14 protein-coding genes and 1 tRNA gene are annotated in these 13982 nt (G+C 56.6%); 11 read left to right on the top strand and 4 right to left on the bottom strand.

What is annotated here, in order from left to right; translation table 11 throughout:
• The first annotated feature begins 79 nt into the window (after positions 1-79).
• Positions 80-1171 (top strand): AI-2E family transporter, encoded by a 1092-nt coding sequence (locus ACR0AW_RS02890; RefSeq protein ID WP_170393011.1) that lies wholly within the window; start codon positions 80-82, stop codon positions 1169-1171.
• Positions 1172-1178: 7 nt separating this feature from the next.
• Here ACR0AW_RS02890 and ACR0AW_RS02895 read toward each other — a convergent pair whose 3' ends face one another.
• Positions 1179-1859 carry a Crp/Fnr family transcriptional regulator gene (locus ACR0AW_RS02895; RefSeq protein ID WP_170562640.1) on the bottom strand — a complete coding sequence of 227 codons (681 nt, stop codon included), beginning with the start codon at positions 1857-1859 and terminating at the stop codon, positions 1179-1181.
• Between the two features lie 191 nt (positions 1860-2050).
• On the opposite strand from ACR0AW_RS02895, the gene ACR0AW_RS02900 reads away from it, so the two are divergent.
• Genes ACR0AW_RS02900 through cls form a run of 3 tightly spaced genes read left to right on the top strand, consistent with a single transcriptional unit; the run spans position 2051 to position 6132 of the window.
• A complete protein-coding gene (locus ACR0AW_RS02900) occupies positions 2051-3661 on the top strand; it encodes an arylsulfatase (RefSeq protein ID WP_255612093.1) in 1611 nt (536 codons plus the stop codon).
• Positions 3662-3721: 60 nt separating this feature from the next.
• Entirely contained in the window at positions 3722-4696 is a 975-nt protein-coding gene (locus tag ACR0AW_RS02905; protein ID WP_170732262.1) for an HAD family hydrolase, read from the top strand.
• Between the two features lie 23 nt (positions 4697-4719).
• Positions 4720-6132 carry a cardiolipin synthase gene (cls, locus tag ACR0AW_RS02910; RefSeq protein WP_170732263.1) on the top strand — a complete coding sequence of 471 codons (1413 nt, stop codon included), beginning with the start codon at positions 4720-4722 and terminating at the stop codon, positions 6130-6132.
• Here cls and ACR0AW_RS02915 read toward each other — a convergent pair.
• Positions 6129-6731, bottom strand: a complete 603-nt coding sequence (locus ACR0AW_RS02915) for a potassium channel family protein (protein WP_370644421.1) — start codon at positions 6729-6731, stop codon at positions 6129-6131. The two genes, cls and ACR0AW_RS02915, sit on opposite strands and share 4 nt — an antisense overlap.
• On the opposite strand from ACR0AW_RS02915, the gene ACR0AW_RS02920 reads away from it, so the two are divergent.
• Genes ACR0AW_RS02920 through ACR0AW_RS02930 form a run of 3 tightly spaced genes read left to right on the top strand, consistent with a single transcriptional unit; the run spans position 6730 to position 10812 of the window.
• Positions 6730-7377: an ABC transporter ATP-binding protein gene (locus ACR0AW_RS02920; RefSeq protein ID WP_170732264.1), complete on the top strand. Its 648-nt coding sequence runs from the start codon at positions 6730-6732 to the stop codon at positions 7375-7377. The genes ACR0AW_RS02915 and ACR0AW_RS02920 overlap by 2 nt on opposite strands.
• On the top strand, positions 7374-9788 hold the full coding sequence (locus tag ACR0AW_RS02925; protein ID WP_170732265.1) for an FtsX-like permease family protein: 2415 nt from the start codon (positions 7374-7376) through the stop codon (positions 9786-9788). Before ACR0AW_RS02920 ends, ACR0AW_RS02925 begins: the two co-directional genes overlap by 4 nt.
• On the top strand, positions 9778-10812 hold the full coding sequence (locus ACR0AW_RS02930) for a lipocalin-like domain-containing protein (protein ID WP_170732266.1): 1035 nt from the start codon (positions 9778-9780) through the stop codon (positions 10810-10812). The genes ACR0AW_RS02925 and ACR0AW_RS02930 overlap by 11 nt, the downstream gene beginning before the upstream one ends.
• A gap of 33 nt (positions 10813-10845) precedes the next feature.
• Here the strand turns inward: ACR0AW_RS02930 and ACR0AW_RS02935 are convergent.
• Positions 10846-10931 (bottom strand) — tRNA-Leu (locus ACR0AW_RS02935).
• A 145-nt stretch (positions 10932-11076) separates the two neighbouring features.
• On the opposite strand from ACR0AW_RS02935, the gene ACR0AW_RS02940 reads away from it, so the two are divergent.
• Together ACR0AW_RS02940 and ACR0AW_RS02945 are read left to right on the top strand one after the other, a co-directional pair.
• The gene (locus tag ACR0AW_RS02940) at positions 11077-11655 is read left to right on the top strand and encodes a YqaA family protein (protein WP_170393003.1); all 579 of its coding nucleotides are present in this window, start codon (positions 11077-11079) and stop codon (positions 11653-11655) included.
• Positions 11652-12116 (top strand): disulfide bond formation protein B, encoded by a 465-nt coding sequence (locus tag ACR0AW_RS02945; protein WP_170732268.1) that lies wholly within the window; start codon positions 11652-11654, stop codon positions 12114-12116. The genes ACR0AW_RS02940 and ACR0AW_RS02945 overlap by 4 nt, the downstream gene beginning before the upstream one ends.
• Before the next feature lie 3 nt (positions 12117-12119).
• Here ACR0AW_RS02945 and ACR0AW_RS02950 read toward each other — a convergent pair whose 3' ends face one another.
• On the bottom strand, positions 12120-12707 hold the full coding sequence (locus ACR0AW_RS02950) for an HNH endonuclease (protein WP_170405905.1): 588 nt from the start codon (positions 12705-12707) through the stop codon (positions 12120-12122).
• Between the two features lie 211 nt (positions 12708-12918).
• Here ACR0AW_RS02950 and ACR0AW_RS02955 point away from each other — a divergent pair, with 211 nt between their 5' ends.
• Together ACR0AW_RS02955 and ACR0AW_RS02960 are read left to right on the top strand one after the other, a co-directional pair.
• On the top strand, positions 12919-13524 hold the full coding sequence (locus tag ACR0AW_RS02955; protein ID WP_170732270.1) for an rRNA large subunit pseudouridine synthase E: 606 nt from the start codon (positions 12919-12921) through the stop codon (positions 13522-13524).
• A gap of 31 nt (positions 13525-13555) precedes the next feature.
• A complete protein-coding gene (locus ACR0AW_RS02960; RefSeq protein WP_170732272.1) occupies positions 13556-13981 on the top strand; it encodes a VOC family protein in 426 nt (141 codons plus the stop codon).
• Position 13982 lies beyond the last annotated feature (1 nt).

Below are 13982 nucleotides of genomic sequence, written 5' to 3' on the forward strand. Positions count from 1 at the left end.
GTATGGATTGCATAAACCCGCCAGCCTGTGCAGGATCAATCAAAACACATCCAGGCAGCACTCAGACCAAGGCCATCTTATGACCTCTGACCCAGAAAACAGCCCATCCCGTGCGCGTCCGCAACTGAGCGTATTGCGGGATGTAGCGATCGTGGCCACGCTAATGGTGCTTGGCCTCTATGCAGGGGCAAACTTTCTGGTGCCGTTGACCATGGCGTTACTGGTCAACGTGCTGATCCTGGCCCTTAGCGACCGGGTCATTGCAGTGACGCGGGTGCCAATCTGGTTGGCGAATGTCGCGGGAGTAACAGTTGTATTGGCCGGTTTGTTCATGATCATGTACATTCTGGGCAGTCAGGCCACGCAGTTTGCACGCTCGATCAACACCTACGAAAGCCAGTTTGACGGGGCTGTTCATAGAATTACCGGGTTGGTCGGCAATGATGTCACAAGTTTTATCCGAGACAATCTGGTCAGCATCGATATGTCCTATGTCGCTCGGATATTGCTGGGCAGCGCCACATCACTGCTTAACCAGTTCTTCCTAATCAGCCTCTATGTCGCCTTTCTGATGGCCGAGCGGTTAGCCTTTCGCAAGAAAATCCAGCTTGCCGCCGGCAACCCACGGCTGGGGGCTGACCTGGCCTTGGTTCTGGATGCGATTTCGTACAGCCTGCAGCGATACGTCGGCGTGAAAACATTTATCAGTCTGATCACCGCCACCATCAGCTACGCTGTATTCAAAGCGCTGGGTCTGGAATATGCTGAAACCTGGGCCGTGCTGACTTTCGCCCTGAATTTCATCCCGTCAATCGGTTCGATCATTGCCGTTATCTTTCCCGCAATGATCGCTCTGGTTCAGTTTGAGACGATCGGGCCATTTCTCGTGATCGTTCTGGGGTGCGGCACACTACAGTTTCTAATCGGCAACTTTCTGGATCCGGCTATGCTGGGCCGATCGCTGAACATGTCGACCTTCCTAGTGATTTTGGCGTTGACCTTCTGGACTACGGTCTGGGGTCTGATCGGAGCGTTCCTGAGTGTGCCTTTGACCGTCTGCATCCTGATCATCTTCAGCCACATCCCCGCGCTGCGCCCTGTCGCGATCTTGATGTCTTTGGATGGAAGGCTCGGTGAGGATGATCGGTCGTCAACCGAACATTCGGCTTGAACGTCCGTCAACTTTGACAGCTAGCGACGAGGGCGCGTCGATCTTTCAACCTCAGCCGACCATACCCGCCTTCGATCAAGTCCAATTCGATAAGCCTGTGTAATGCTCGGTGAAGCGTTGGCGCAGAGACTGCAATCATAGCCGCCAGCTCTTCCTGCGAAACCGGTATCCAACCCTCTGCGTCGGATGTCACCTCATCCAGATGCAGCAACCTCAGAACCAGACGTTTCTCGGTGCCGGTCACCGCAAGATTGGCTACGATACGCAGGGCTTTTTGCATGTTTTCATGACTTAAGGCGTAGAAATCCCGAACAAAGTCAGGAGAATCCTGCACTAAGCGTTCTAGCCGCGAGGCCGGAAAGAAAAGCGTCTCGGTTGGCCGAGTCGCTACCACGCTGATCAGCCGATGTGCAGTCGCAAACAACGCGAGATCGCCGATCCAAAAGCCACGTCCCTCTTGGTGTATGACAAATTCCTGACCGTCATCTGCGGGGACGGTGATCTTAACACTACCATCCAATACAGCGTGAATCCCGTTGGCGGGATCACCCTGGACAAACAAAGCTTCGTCAGCACCGTAAGTTCGGCGCACGGCGCTGCGCATCAGAGCATCCTGAAAGGCGGGAGATCTGGTTTTGAACCAGGAACTTTCCTGCAGCGCGTCTAGATCAGTTTCAATTAATGCCATCTATATATTTAAACTTCATCATATGATAAATTTCAATCAGGCTCACTGGCCTACATTACTTACACACGAATCCCGCAATCTGGCTATTTTCGCGGGATATCCAATGCTTAACGACTGCAACTAATCCTATTCTGGACACAAGTCTCAGATAGTTCACAGGGACAAATTGTCCACAAGTTCAGGAGTAAAACATGTTAACTACAACCCGGTTCTTGGAAAGCTGGCGTATCGGACTGCGCCGTACCGCAGCAGCGTCGATTGCCGTTCTGGTCGCACTGCCCGCATGGGCGCAGGATCAAAAACCCAACATTTTGGTCATTTGGGGCGATGACATCGGCCAATCCAACATTTCGGCCTACACAATGGGCCTTATGGGATACCAGACCCCCAATATCGACAGGGTCGCCGATGAAGGCATGATCTTCACCGATTATTATGGCGAGCAATCCTGCACAGCTGGCCGCTCATCTTACATCATGGGCCAATCGGTGTTCCGGACTGGACTGTCCAAGGTTGGCTTGCCTGGCGCTAAAGAAGGGATGCAGATCGAAGACCCCACGATTGCAGGGTTGCTTAAGGATCATGGGTACGTGACCGGCCAGTTTGGCAAGAACCACCTGGGCGACCGGGATGAGCATCTGCCGACAAATCACGGATTTGATGAGTTTTTTGGGAATCTCTATCACCTCAATGCCGAAGAAGAACCCGAGCATGAAGATTATCCCGGGGACGCGGTTCTGCCCGACGGGCGCACGTTCCGCGAGGCCTATGGTCCGCGCGGTGTGATCAAGTCCAGCGCAGGCGGCCCCATCGAAGACACCGGTCCACTGACACGCAAACGCATGGAAACGGTGGATCAGGAAACCCTGGAAGCTGCCGTTGAGTTCATTCGTGAGGCCAACCAGAACGGCACACCATTCTATGTCTGGTGGAATGGCACACGCATGCATTTCCGCACCCATGTCGGGGAAGAAATGCGCGAAACAGCCAACGAAATCCTAGGTAGTCCGGCCGATGAATACACGGCGGGCATGATCGAACATGACATTCAGGTCGGCCAACTGCTTGATCTGCTGGACGAACTCGGCATCGCCGACAACACTATCGTTCATTATTCCACCGATAACGGCCCGCATTACAACACTTGGCCGGATGCCGCTTCGACACCGTTCTGGGGCGAAAAGAATACCAACTGGGAAGGCGGCTGGCGCGTACCATCCATGGTGCGTTGGCCCGGTAAGATCGAAGCGGGTTCGATCTCGAACGAAATCGTGCATCACATGGATTGGCTGCCCACCTATCTGGCGGTCGCTGGCGACCCCGAAATCAAGGAAAAGCTGAAAGCCGGCTATTCCTCACCTGCCATGGGTCGCGACTACAAAGTGCATCTGGATGGCTACAACATATTGCCACTGCTGACTGGTGAGACCACTGAAAGCCCCCGCCGTGAAATCTTTTATTTCACGGATGACGGCGACCTGTCTGCTTTGCGTTTTGACGACTGGAAGCTGATCTTTTTGGAGCAAAAAGCATGGGCCACCCTGCGCGCATGGATGGAACCATTCACAGAACTGCGCGTGCCGATCATCGTGAATTTGCGCCGCGACCCTTATGAGCGTGGATACCGTACATCCAACACATACTACGACTGGATGATCGACCGGGTGTATTTCCTAGTACCGGCGCAGCAATATGTGGCGAGTTTCCTGAGTACTTTCCAAGAATTCCCACCACGTCAGAAGGCGGCGAGCTTCAGCCTGGATCAGGTAATGCAGAAATTGGCCACACCGACTTCGAACTAGAAAACAAGACAGGGGCCGCCGTAAAGCGCGGCCCCTTTTTCCAGTATCAGAGGCTATTAAATGAGATTTCTCAAACTCACGGCGTTTATAGCCACCGTCCCCTTAGTGGCGTTCGCAGACCCCCTGCCCAGCTGGACCGACTCAGCATCAAAACAGCAGATCATCGACTTTGTTGACGCGGTCAGCGACCCGGCGAATGAACTCTATGTCACTCCCGTCGACCGGATTGCGGTGTTTGACAATGACGGCACGCTCTGGGCCGAACAACCGGTCTATTTTCAGTTCATATTTGCCATGGACCAACTGGCAGAGCTTGCTAAACAAGACCCATCGATCTTATCGACCCCAGCGCTGAAAGCGGCTGCTGAAGGTGATCTGAAAACCATTCTGGAAGGCGGGCACGACGCTCTGATCGAAGTGGTCAACGCATCGCATTCCGGCAGCAGCGTTGAAGTATTTCAGGCGTCGGTGGCCGATTGGCTGGACACTGCACGACATCCCGAGACCGATCTGCCCTACGACCAGATGACCTATCAGCCGATGGTCGAGCTGTTGCGCTATCTGCGGGATGAGGATTTCAAAACTTATATCGTTTCAGGCGGAGGCCTGCATTTCATGCGTGTCTTCGCCGAACAGGCCTATGGCATCCCGCCCGAACAGATTCTGGGCACCTATGGTGAGACCACGTATGACAATGTGGACGGCACGCCTGTAATCAACAAGGCCCCCGGCATCGCCTTCATCGATGATAAAGAAGGCAAACCTATCAATATCGAGCGCACCATCGGCAAGCGCCCCATATTTGCCGGGGGAAACTCGGACGGGGATTTTGCCATGCTTGAATGGACCACCGCAGGCGACGGGCCACGGCTGGGCGTTTTGATCCATCACACTGATGCGGATCGTGAATGGGCCTACGACCGCGAAAGCCCGATTGGACGGCTGGTCGATGGGTTGGACAAAGGCCCGGATATGGGATGGGTCATTGTTGATATGGCCAACGACTGGTCCCGCATCTACACTGGGGCAAACTAAGCAACCCGGATCGCTGCGCCCCGATGTGGACATTACTCGTCTCGTTTTTTCTGTTTTCACTCTATTGCGTAGCGGTCGTCTTTGCAGTTCGCGCTGCGCAGACTGCACGCACACCACAAGGAGCGGTTGGCTGGGTTGTGTTCCTGCTGTCGGCCCCGATGTTTGGCGTGCCGCTGTATCTATTCCTCGGTCACCATCGGTTCAGAGGATACCGGATCGCTCGGCAAGAAAGTGAGCGCGTCGTCGAAGGGATCAAGACCTTTGCCGATTTCTCGAAACCCAACCCTCAGACGATGCGAGTCAATCCTCGCGCGTTTGAAGCGCTGGCCCATTTGCCCGTCTCACGTGGGAATGGAGCCGAGCTGCTGATCGACGGCGAAGCTACGTTTGATGCCATTCTCGACGCCATAGATAAGGCCGAGAATTACGTTCTGATCCAGTTCTACATCGTCCGGGATGATGATCTTGGGCGAAGGGTGCGGGACCGGCTAATCGCCGCGGTCAAGCGTGGCGTACATGTTCGGTTCATGACCGACGCGGTGGGTAGCTATGGCCTGCCGTCCAGCTATTTTGAGACGCTGCGCCAGGCCGGTGTGGATGTTGCAGATCCCCGCGAACAACGCGGGCCCAATTTCCGGTTTCAACTGAACTATCGCAACCACCGAAAAACTGTGATCGTGGATGGCGATGTCGGCTTTATCGGTGGTCACAACATCGGGGTCGAGTATCTGGGACAAAGCCCTCGGTTCGGTCGTTGGCGGGACACACACATCAAGATGACCGGTCACGTGGTCCGTCAATTGCAACTGATCTTCACGGAAGACTGGCACTGGGCGCGCAACGAAGATCTGATCGACCAACTCGATTGGGCTGGAAATGAATCTGATCAGGACATGAATGCGCTGCTGGTGGCAACGGGCCCGGGCGACGAAACAGAAACCGGCGCAATGATGTTCTTTGCGGCCATCACTGAGGCGAAAGAACGGCTTTGGATCGCCTCGCCCTATTTTGTGCCCGACATCGACATCATGACCGCGCTACAGCACGCGGCGTTGCGTGGTGTGGATGTACGAATACTCGTGCCGGATGTCATCGACCATCGTCTGCCCTGGCTGGCCGCTTTTGCCTATTTCGACGAAATCCGAGACTGTGGCGCCCGTGTGTTTCGCTATACCGACGGCTTCATGCATCAAAAAGCGTTTGTTGTAGACGATACCTTGGCCGCCGTTGGCACCACCAATCTGGACAACCGATCTTTCCGTCTGAACTTTGAGGCGATGGCCCTGTTCTTTGATCGTCGCGCAGCAAACGCAGTGGCTGCGATGCTGGAAACCGATTTTGAAGCAAGTTACGAATTGACCCGCAATTTGCCCCAGCAACCGTTCCACATCCGTTTTGGTGCGCCGCTTGCACGGTTGTTTGCACCGATCCTCTAGTTCAGGAACCGTTCTTCAAACACCCGCGTCATGAGAGCCACCAGGAACGCGGTCGACAGCCCAAAGGCCAGTAGGCCCGTGACCGATGCAAACGCTCCGAAGATGCGCAGCCCTTCGCCCAAGACGATGTCGCCGTAACCCAGCGTTGTGAACGTCACCAATGAGAAATAGAGGGCCGAATTCCAATCCGGCAGCACATCACCCCAAACCCAGACAATCGCCCAGATCCAGACCTGAACCGTATGGGTCAGCACGATAAACACCAGCGCCACGCTGATCGGGCCTGCGGTTGCAAGGATAGTGCTGCGTGTCTCCCATTTCGCAACCAGTTTTCGGATGACCAGAACGCACCATGTCAGCAGCATGATTTCGATCAGAAAACAAATACCCAGATAGAAGCTGCCCCAAATGATTTGTTGCGACAATGTCATGTAAACGGCCTTTGTTCTGATCGCTGAAAACTGTGCAAGCATGGGGGTTTCGCGCGTTGCCGACAACCCCATGCGATGCGTAAGGCTGCGGCGAATAGAACCGATCTCGGCTCTGGACACTGGCGCGCCGCGTTGCACATTGTGACGGGACCAGATGAGAGTTTGCATGTTGCTATCAATTGATCACGTTCGAAAAGCCTATCCCGGTGGGCGACCTGTCCTGACCGATGTTTCATTGACGTTGGAACAGGGGCAGACCTTGGCGCTGACCGGAGAAAGTGGCAGTGGCAAAAGCACATTATTGCATCTGGTGGCGGCGCTGGATGGGTTTGATGGCGGAGAGATTACTCTGGAAGGGCGCGCCATGTCGGCCCTGAATGATGCGGAACGCGCCGAATTGCGTCGCTGCACCTTGTCTCTGGTCTTTCAGCAGTTCAACCTGATCCCGTCGCTGACCGTTGCCCAGAACCTCTCGATCCATGCGCGACTTGCGGGTCGGAACGACCCGGATTGGGTTGTCCACCTGACCGAGCGCCTTGGCCTGAGAGAACTGCAAGACCGCTACCCCGAGAACCTTTCGGGCGGACAGCAGCAGCGGGTTGCCATCGGACGCGCCATGGCGATCCGACCACGATTGCTGCTAGCGGATGAGCCGACGGGCAATCTGGACGAAACAGCAAGTGCGGTGGTGCTAGACCTGATGCTTTCATTGGTAGCCGATACCGGCGCTGCGCTCCTGCTGGTCACCCACTCGAATGACATCGCCAGCCGTCTCGACCGGCGTGCCCACCTGACGGGCGGGCATATCGCATGACACGCGCTGCGGTCCTGGCGTTGGTGTCCCATTGGCGGATGCACCCATTGCAATTGATGACGCTTCTGACGGGTATCGCGCTGGCAACTTGTCTGTGGTCGGCCGTGCAAGCCATCAATGCCGAAGCGCGCGCCAGCTATGAACGCGCCAGCGCCCAGCTTGCCATCGGACAATTCGACGAACTGCGCGCCTCCGGTTCCACGATCCCTCTTTCCCGCTACGCCGAGCTCAGGCGCGCAGGCTGGCAAGTGGCGGCCGTCTTAGAAGGCACGCTGCGCATCAAGGGCCGTTCCGTACGTCTGATGGGGGTGGATTTGGTGGCCTACCCTGTCCTGCCCGCGATCACCCAGATCGAGCAAGGCGCGGATGCCCCCGACCCAGCTGATATGCTGACAGCTCCGGGGCGGCTGCTGATGTCACCCGCCCTGGCCCCGCTGTTTCAATCTAGTGACGACTTCCCACCGGTACTTTCCAGCACCGCGCTGCCACCTGATCTGGTGCTCACCGATATTGGAGTGGCCGAGCGTCTTCTGAACCGTCCCGGTCAGATTTCCCGTCTGGTGATCTTGCCCATTCAGCCCCGTGGTGTCCCGTCTCTGTCAGAACTTGCGCCTGAACTTCAACGCATTAGCCCCTCGGCCCAGTTGGATACCGCGCAACTTACCGACAGCTTTCACCTGAACCTCTCAGCCTTCGGCTTGCTGTCTTTCGCCGTCGGCCTGTTCATCGTTCACGGAACGGTCGGCCTCGCCTTCGCGCAGAGGCGTGGCACGATCCGTACATTAAGGGCGTTGGGCCTTCCCATGCGGGGCCTGATCTGGATCGTTCTGGGTGAATTACTTCTCTTGGCCCTGATCGGTGGCCTGTTCGGGTTAATCCTGGGGTATTTTCTGGCTGGAGCCTTGTTGCCTGATGTCGCCGCCACGTTGCGCGGCCTCTACGGGGCAACAATCGACGGGCAGATGTCATTACGCCCCCAATGGGTCGCCGCAGGTCTTGCGATGGCAACAGGCGGCACGTTGGCGGCCAGTGGCCACGCTCTTTGGCGACTTTCGCGCATGCCCATCCTCGCAGGGCCGGGCTTACAAGCTTGGCGTGGCAGTAAAGCCTCGGCCCAGATTACAGGCGCGTGTGGCCTAGCCCTGCTAGCATTGGGCTTTATCGCATATTTCACAATCGGCGGACTTATCGCAGGGTTTGCCTTGCTTGCCGGGATGCTGACCGGAGCGGCCTTGTTGCTGCCGCTCGCACTGTCAGGGATATTGACCTTGTGCCTGCGCCGGGCCCGCACGCCTGTTGGTCAATGGGTGCTCGCGGACATGCGGGCGCAATTGCCCGGTCTGTCACTTGCGCTGATGGCCTTGCTGCTAGCGCTCGCCGCGAATATCGGCGTGGGCACAATGGTTTCAAGCTTCCGCCTCACCTTTACTGGCTGGCTCGATCAACGGCTGACCTCCGAACTTTACGTGACCGCAGCCGACAATGCACAAGGCGCAGCCCTTATCGATTGGCTCGCCCCAAGGGCGTCAGCTGTCCTACCCATTCGCAGCACCGAATTGCTGCACGAGACCGGGCCGTTGTTTCTGTACGGGATTGTTGATCACGATAGCTATCGCAACAACTGGCCACTGATCGCCAAGGATCCCGACGTCTGGGACAACGTCCTGTATCGCGGCGCCGTACTCATCAACGAGCAACTCGCACGACGCGGGGATCTGTGGCCCGGAGATACCGTCGCGATCACACCCGAGCACAGCTTGCCGATTGCAGGTGTCTATTCCGACTACGGGAACCCGACAGGTCAGGCCATCGTCGCAATGCCGATGCTGGATCAGATTGCCCCGGATACGGATACACGCCGCTTCGGCATCCGCATCATACCGGATCAGGCCTCGGAGCTGGCACAGGCGTTGCGTGACCAATTTGACCTACCCCCATCGGCAGTTGTGCAGCAGGCCGCTATGAAAGCGCAATCGATGGCTGTTTTTGAGAAAACTTTCGTCGTCACCTCAGCGCTGAATGTCCTGACACTGGGCGTTGCGGGGTTCGCGATACTCACCAGTTTGCTGACATTGTGGACCCAGCGCCTGCCTCAGGTCGCACCGGTCTGGGCGCTGGGCCTTACGCGCGCGCAACTGGCCAAGCTAGAGCTTCTGCGCAGTGTCCTGCTTGCGGTGATGACCGCTTGTCTTGCCCTTCCATTGGGCCTTGTATTGGCATGGGTGCTGCTGGCCGTGATCAACGTGCAGGCCTTCGGATGGCGCTTGCCCATGTATTTGTTCCCAACTGATTGGCTGAGCTTATTCCTGCTGACTCTGGTTGCCGCCGTGCTCGCAGCGGCCCTACCCGCATTACGATTGCTCCGCCTACCACCTGCTGCGCTGTTGAGGGTTTTTGCCAATGAACGTTAAAGCCTTCATTCTGTTCATCCTCCTTCCAATTCCCGGTTGGGCGCAGGGTTATGCCGGGTTGGGCGGCAATGCGGATGGCTTTACGCGTCCTGAACCGGGCTACAGCTTTCAGTTTCCGCAAGATCACGGCGCCCATCCGGATTATCGGATTGAATGGTGGTATCTGACGGCAAACCTCAAAGACGCAGAGGGTCGCGACTATGGCATACAATGGACCCTGTTCCGATCGGCCCTGAAACCGTCCGAGGCTGACGGCTGGCAAAGCCCGCAGATCTGGATGGGCCATGCCGCGCTCACAACGCCAGAAACACACTATTTCGCCGAACGACTCTCTCGCGGCGGTGTCGGACAGGCTGGCGTAACGGCCCATCCGTTTGAGGCATGGATCGATGAATGGCACATGCGCGGCGATGATTTGGAAACCCTCAGCCTGACAGCAAACGGATCAGACTTTGGGTATGATCTGACTCTGAAGGCCCAAGGCCCATTGGTGTTTCACGGGGCCGAGGGGTATTCGGTGAAATCCGCCGATGGTCAGGCCAGCTATTACTATTCGCAACCCTTCTACACGGTCGAGGGCACGCTCCACCTGCCCAACGAAGATATCGAAGTCGCCGGCCAGGGTTGGCTGGATCGCGAATGGTCTTCGCAACCCTTGGCCGAAGATCAAAGCGGCTGGGACTGGTTCTCGCTCAGCTTTGACGACGGTGACAAGCTGATGGCCTTCCGCCTACGCGGGGATCGAGGGGATTTCACGGCCGCTACGTGGATTGAGCCTGATGGGCAAACGACCCCCCTACCTGACGGCTCAGTACTGCTAGAACCCCTTGAAACCGCCCGCGTGGCACAACGTGACGTTCCGATCAAATGGCAGGTGTCGTTGCCGGATCGCGGGATCGATGTTGAAGTCGATGCCATAAGCCCGAAGGCTTGGATGGGAACCCGGTTCGAATACTGGGAAGGCCCAATCACCATCACAGGTAGCCACACAGGACGCGGATATCTTGAGATGACGGGGTATTGAAGTTGAACTTCAGCAATATATTCAGAATTGCTGTGGTGCCCAAGGAGAGACTCGAACTCTCACGCCCGTGAAGGCGGGGGATTTTGAATCCCCTGCGTCTACCATTCCGCCACTTGGGCCACGAACACTGGATTAGCGCCCTACCGAGAGAAGGTCCAGAGGCAAAAAACAACCACTGCCCTGAATGTTTCATCGAAGGAGGTTGACGGTCAGTCGGGTGCATGGTTTGGCTTGCCGCAGCGGTTACCAGGATACATATTCTTCATGTTGCGATCCCTTTATGACTGGACCATTCGTCTGGCCGAACATCCTCATGCGCTCTGGGCGCTGGCTGTTGTGGCTTTTGTCGAAAGTTCGTTTTTTCCGATCCCACCCGATGTTTTGATGATTCCCATGATCCTTGCGCGTCCGTCGCGGGCCTGGCTGATCGCGACGGTCGCCTTGGTTGCCTCGGTGCTGGGTGGGATATTGGGTTATGCAATTGGGGCATTCTTTTACGAAAGCCTTGGGCAGCCTGTTCTGGAAGCCATGGGCAAAGCCCACGCAATGGAAGAATTCAATACCCGCTTCAATGATTTCGGCTTCTGGGCCGTGCTGGCGGCTGGTGTGACGCCTTTCCCATATAAGGTCATCACCATCATGTCGGGCTGGACCGGGATGCCGATTGGGACGTTCATAGCCACCTCGATCCTGGCGCGCGCCTTGCGCTTCTTTCTTGTGGCCGGGCTGCTGTGGAAATTTGGGGAACCAATCCGTGACTTCATCGAAAAACGGTTGGGTTTGATGTTTACCCTATTCATAATCCTGCTGTTTGGCGGCTTTCTTGTGGTGAAATACTTATGACGCGCAAAAGACTTCTGGTTCTGGTTGCCGCATCCGGCTCGGCCGCGTTGCTACTTGGGGCTTGGGGCTTTCAATACATCGGTGGGCTCGCGCCGTGCAAAATGTGCATCTGGCAGCGGTATCCCCATGGTGTCGCAGTGATTCTTGGTGCTCTAGCCTTTGCCTTCCCGGGCGTCCGCCCCCTGCCCCTACTAGGCGCTCTGGCCGCGGCCACAACGGCGGGAATAGGGTTTTACCATGCTGGGGTCGAGCAAGGCTGGTGGGAGGGCCCATTGACCTGCACATCTGGTGATATCGGTGGTCTGAGTGCCGAAGAGTTAATGGATCAGATCATGTCTGCCCCGCTCGTGCGTTGCGATGACATCCCGTGGGAGATGTTCGGGATTTCCATGGCGGGCTGGAATGGATTGATTTCGACGGGTCTGGTCCTGATCTGGATCGCAGCCTGGCGCGCGCGCTAGGGTTCATAGCTGATCCAGTTCGGCATCCCAGTAGAGGAAGTCGATCCAACTTTCGTGCAGATGGTTCGGGGGGAACTTCCGACCGATATTGCGCAAAGCCTCAGCATCCGGCTGACGCGGCGGTTTATTCAGTGACATTCTGGCCTGTCGCAGGGATTTTGAGCCCTTGCGCAGATTGCACGGGCTGCACGCTGCAACGACATTCTGCCAACTTGTGACCCCGCCCGCAGCGCGCGGTACAACATGATCAAAGGTCAGGTTTTCACGGCTGCCGCAGTACTGGCATTTGAATTCGTCCCGCAAAAATAAATTAAAGCGCGTGAAGGCCACGCGCTTTCTGGGTTTTACATAGTCTTTCAGGACAACGACCGAGGGTATTCGGATCTCGGTACTGGGACTGCGGACAACCTCGTCATATTCCGCAACAATATCCACCCTGTCCAGCCAGGCAGCTTTGATCGCCTCCTGCCACGGCCATAAAGACAACGGGTAGTAGGAAAGAGGTCTGTAATCGGCGTTCAAAACCAATGCCGGATGATGCTTGAGCGCACCGGTTTCCCTGACAAATTCGGTCCTGAAGTCTCCGTCCATAACAGAATCGCTCCTCGCTCTGTACTGCCCGTTTGTGACATCAGAGCGGGGAACACCCGCCCCGGCCTTAAGTTAACTATATATCGTGTTAAATCTCTGACAAGTGCCGAGTTCACACAACATCTCGGGTATTGGTTAGGCCGAATACGTAACAGATAAGTGACACTTATCCACAGGTTGCGCAGATGTGGTCTGCAAGCTATGGCGGGGCATGTCCTGGTTCATCCGTTTCAACAAACCTTACGATGTATTGCCGCAGTTCACCGACCGCGCCAATTCTGACTCGCCCCGCAGCACGCTGTCGGAATTCATCGACCTGCCCGGTGTCTATCCTGCGGGACGCTTGGACCGGGATAGCGAGGGTTTGATGCTGCTGACTGACAATGGGCGTTTGCAGGCGCAGATATCAGACCCCAAGCACAAGATGCCTAAGACATACTGGGTTCAGGTCGAAGGCATTCCCGACACAGCGGCACTAAAGGCGTTGCGGGAAGGTGTTGAATTTAAGGATGGTTTGACGCGCCTCGCCAAGGCGCGGCTGATTGACGAACCCGAATGGCTGTGGCCACGCACCCCGCCGATCCGGGTTCGCCAAACGGTGCCCGACAGTTGGGTTGAACTGACGATTAAAGAGGGCCGCAACCGTCAGGTTCGCCGGATGACAGCCGCAGTCGGGCACCCAACTCTGCGGCTGATCCGAGCCCGTGTTGGAGATTGGTCTTTGGACGGCCTTGACCCCGGTCAGTGGGAAAGCCTGCCGATGCCAGCTGTTGACGCAGCACCGTCGCGCAAGCGGGACCGCCGCCCGCGCCGGTGACAAAAACTGCGTGATGTGATAGGCTTAGGGCATGAAGGTCACACCGGATATCCCTGCCCCGTCTGCCATCCTGGAAGCCGCGCTGTATGTCGACGATCTAGATGCGGCCGAGGATTTCTATGGTCAGATATTGGGGCTAGAGAAAATCCAGCGCGTCACCGACCGCCATGTGTTCTATCGAATCGGCGGGTCTGTCCTGTTGCTGTTCAATGCCAGCGAAACCGAGAAACCGCCAGGCAACCCCGATCTGCCGGTCCCACCGCATGGGGCGCGCGGTCCCAGCCATGTTTGCCTTGTCCTAACCCGAGATGAAATCACCGTGATGCGCAAGCATCTGTTGGACTGGAACATCCCTGTCGATGCCGAGTTCGACTGGCCCAACGGAGCCCGGTCGCTCTATGTACGAGACCCTGCAGGCAACTCCGTCGAATTCTCGGAAAGAAGGCTGTGGGAGTGAT

The organism is Ruegeria sp. C5 (assembly GCF_056537605.1).

What these genes read in the sequence shown, in the direction of transcription:
- ACR0AW_RS02890 (WP_170393011.1), top strand. Translation starts at nt 80, where the DNA reads ATGACCTCTGACCCAGAAAACAGCCCATCCCGTGCGCGTCCGCAACTG.
- ACR0AW_RS02895 (WP_170562640.1), bottom strand. Translation starts at nt 1,859, where the DNA reads ATGGCATTAATTGAAACTGATCTAGACGCGCTGCAGGAAAGTTCCTGG.
- ACR0AW_RS02900 (WP_255612093.1), top strand. Translation starts at nt 2,051, where the DNA reads ATGTTAACTACAACCCGGTTCTTGGAAAGCTGGCGTATCGGACTGCGC.
- ACR0AW_RS02905 (WP_170732262.1), top strand. Translation starts at nt 3,722, where the DNA reads ATGAGATTTCTCAAACTCACGGCGTTTATAGCCACCGTCCCCTTAGTG.
- cls (WP_170732263.1), top strand. Translation starts at nt 4,720, where the DNA reads ATGTGGACATTACTCGTCTCGTTTTTTCTGTTTTCACTCTATTGCGTA.
- ACR0AW_RS02920 (WP_170732264.1), top strand. Translation starts at nt 6,730, where the DNA reads ATGTTGCTATCAATTGATCACGTTCGAAAAGCCTATCCCGGTGGGCGA.
- ACR0AW_RS02915 (WP_370644421.1), bottom strand. Translation starts at nt 6,731, where the DNA reads ATGCAAACTCTCATCTGGTCCCGTCACAATGTGCAACGCGGCGCGCCA.
- ACR0AW_RS02925 (WP_170732265.1), top strand. Translation starts at nt 7,374, where the DNA reads ATGACACGCGCTGCGGTCCTGGCGTTGGTGTCCCATTGGCGGATGCAC.
- ACR0AW_RS02930 (WP_170732266.1), top strand. Translation starts at nt 9,778, where the DNA reads ATGAACGTTAAAGCCTTCATTCTGTTCATCCTCCTTCCAATTCCCGGT.
- ACR0AW_RS02940 (WP_170393003.1), top strand. Translation starts at nt 11,077, where the DNA reads ATGTTGCGATCCCTTTATGACTGGACCATTCGTCTGGCCGAACATCCT.
- ACR0AW_RS02945 (WP_170732268.1), top strand. Translation starts at nt 11,652, where the DNA reads ATGACGCGCAAAAGACTTCTGGTTCTGGTTGCCGCATCCGGCTCGGCC.
- ACR0AW_RS02950 (WP_170405905.1), bottom strand. Translation starts at nt 12,707, where the DNA reads ATGGACGGAGACTTCAGGACCGAATTTGTCAGGGAAACCGGTGCGCTC.
- ACR0AW_RS02955 (WP_170732270.1), top strand. Translation starts at nt 12,919, where the DNA reads ATGTCCTGGTTCATCCGTTTCAACAAACCTTACGATGTATTGCCGCAG.
- ACR0AW_RS02960 (WP_170732272.1), top strand. Translation starts at nt 13,556, where the DNA reads ATGAAGGTCACACCGGATATCCCTGCCCCGTCTGCCATCCTGGAAGCC.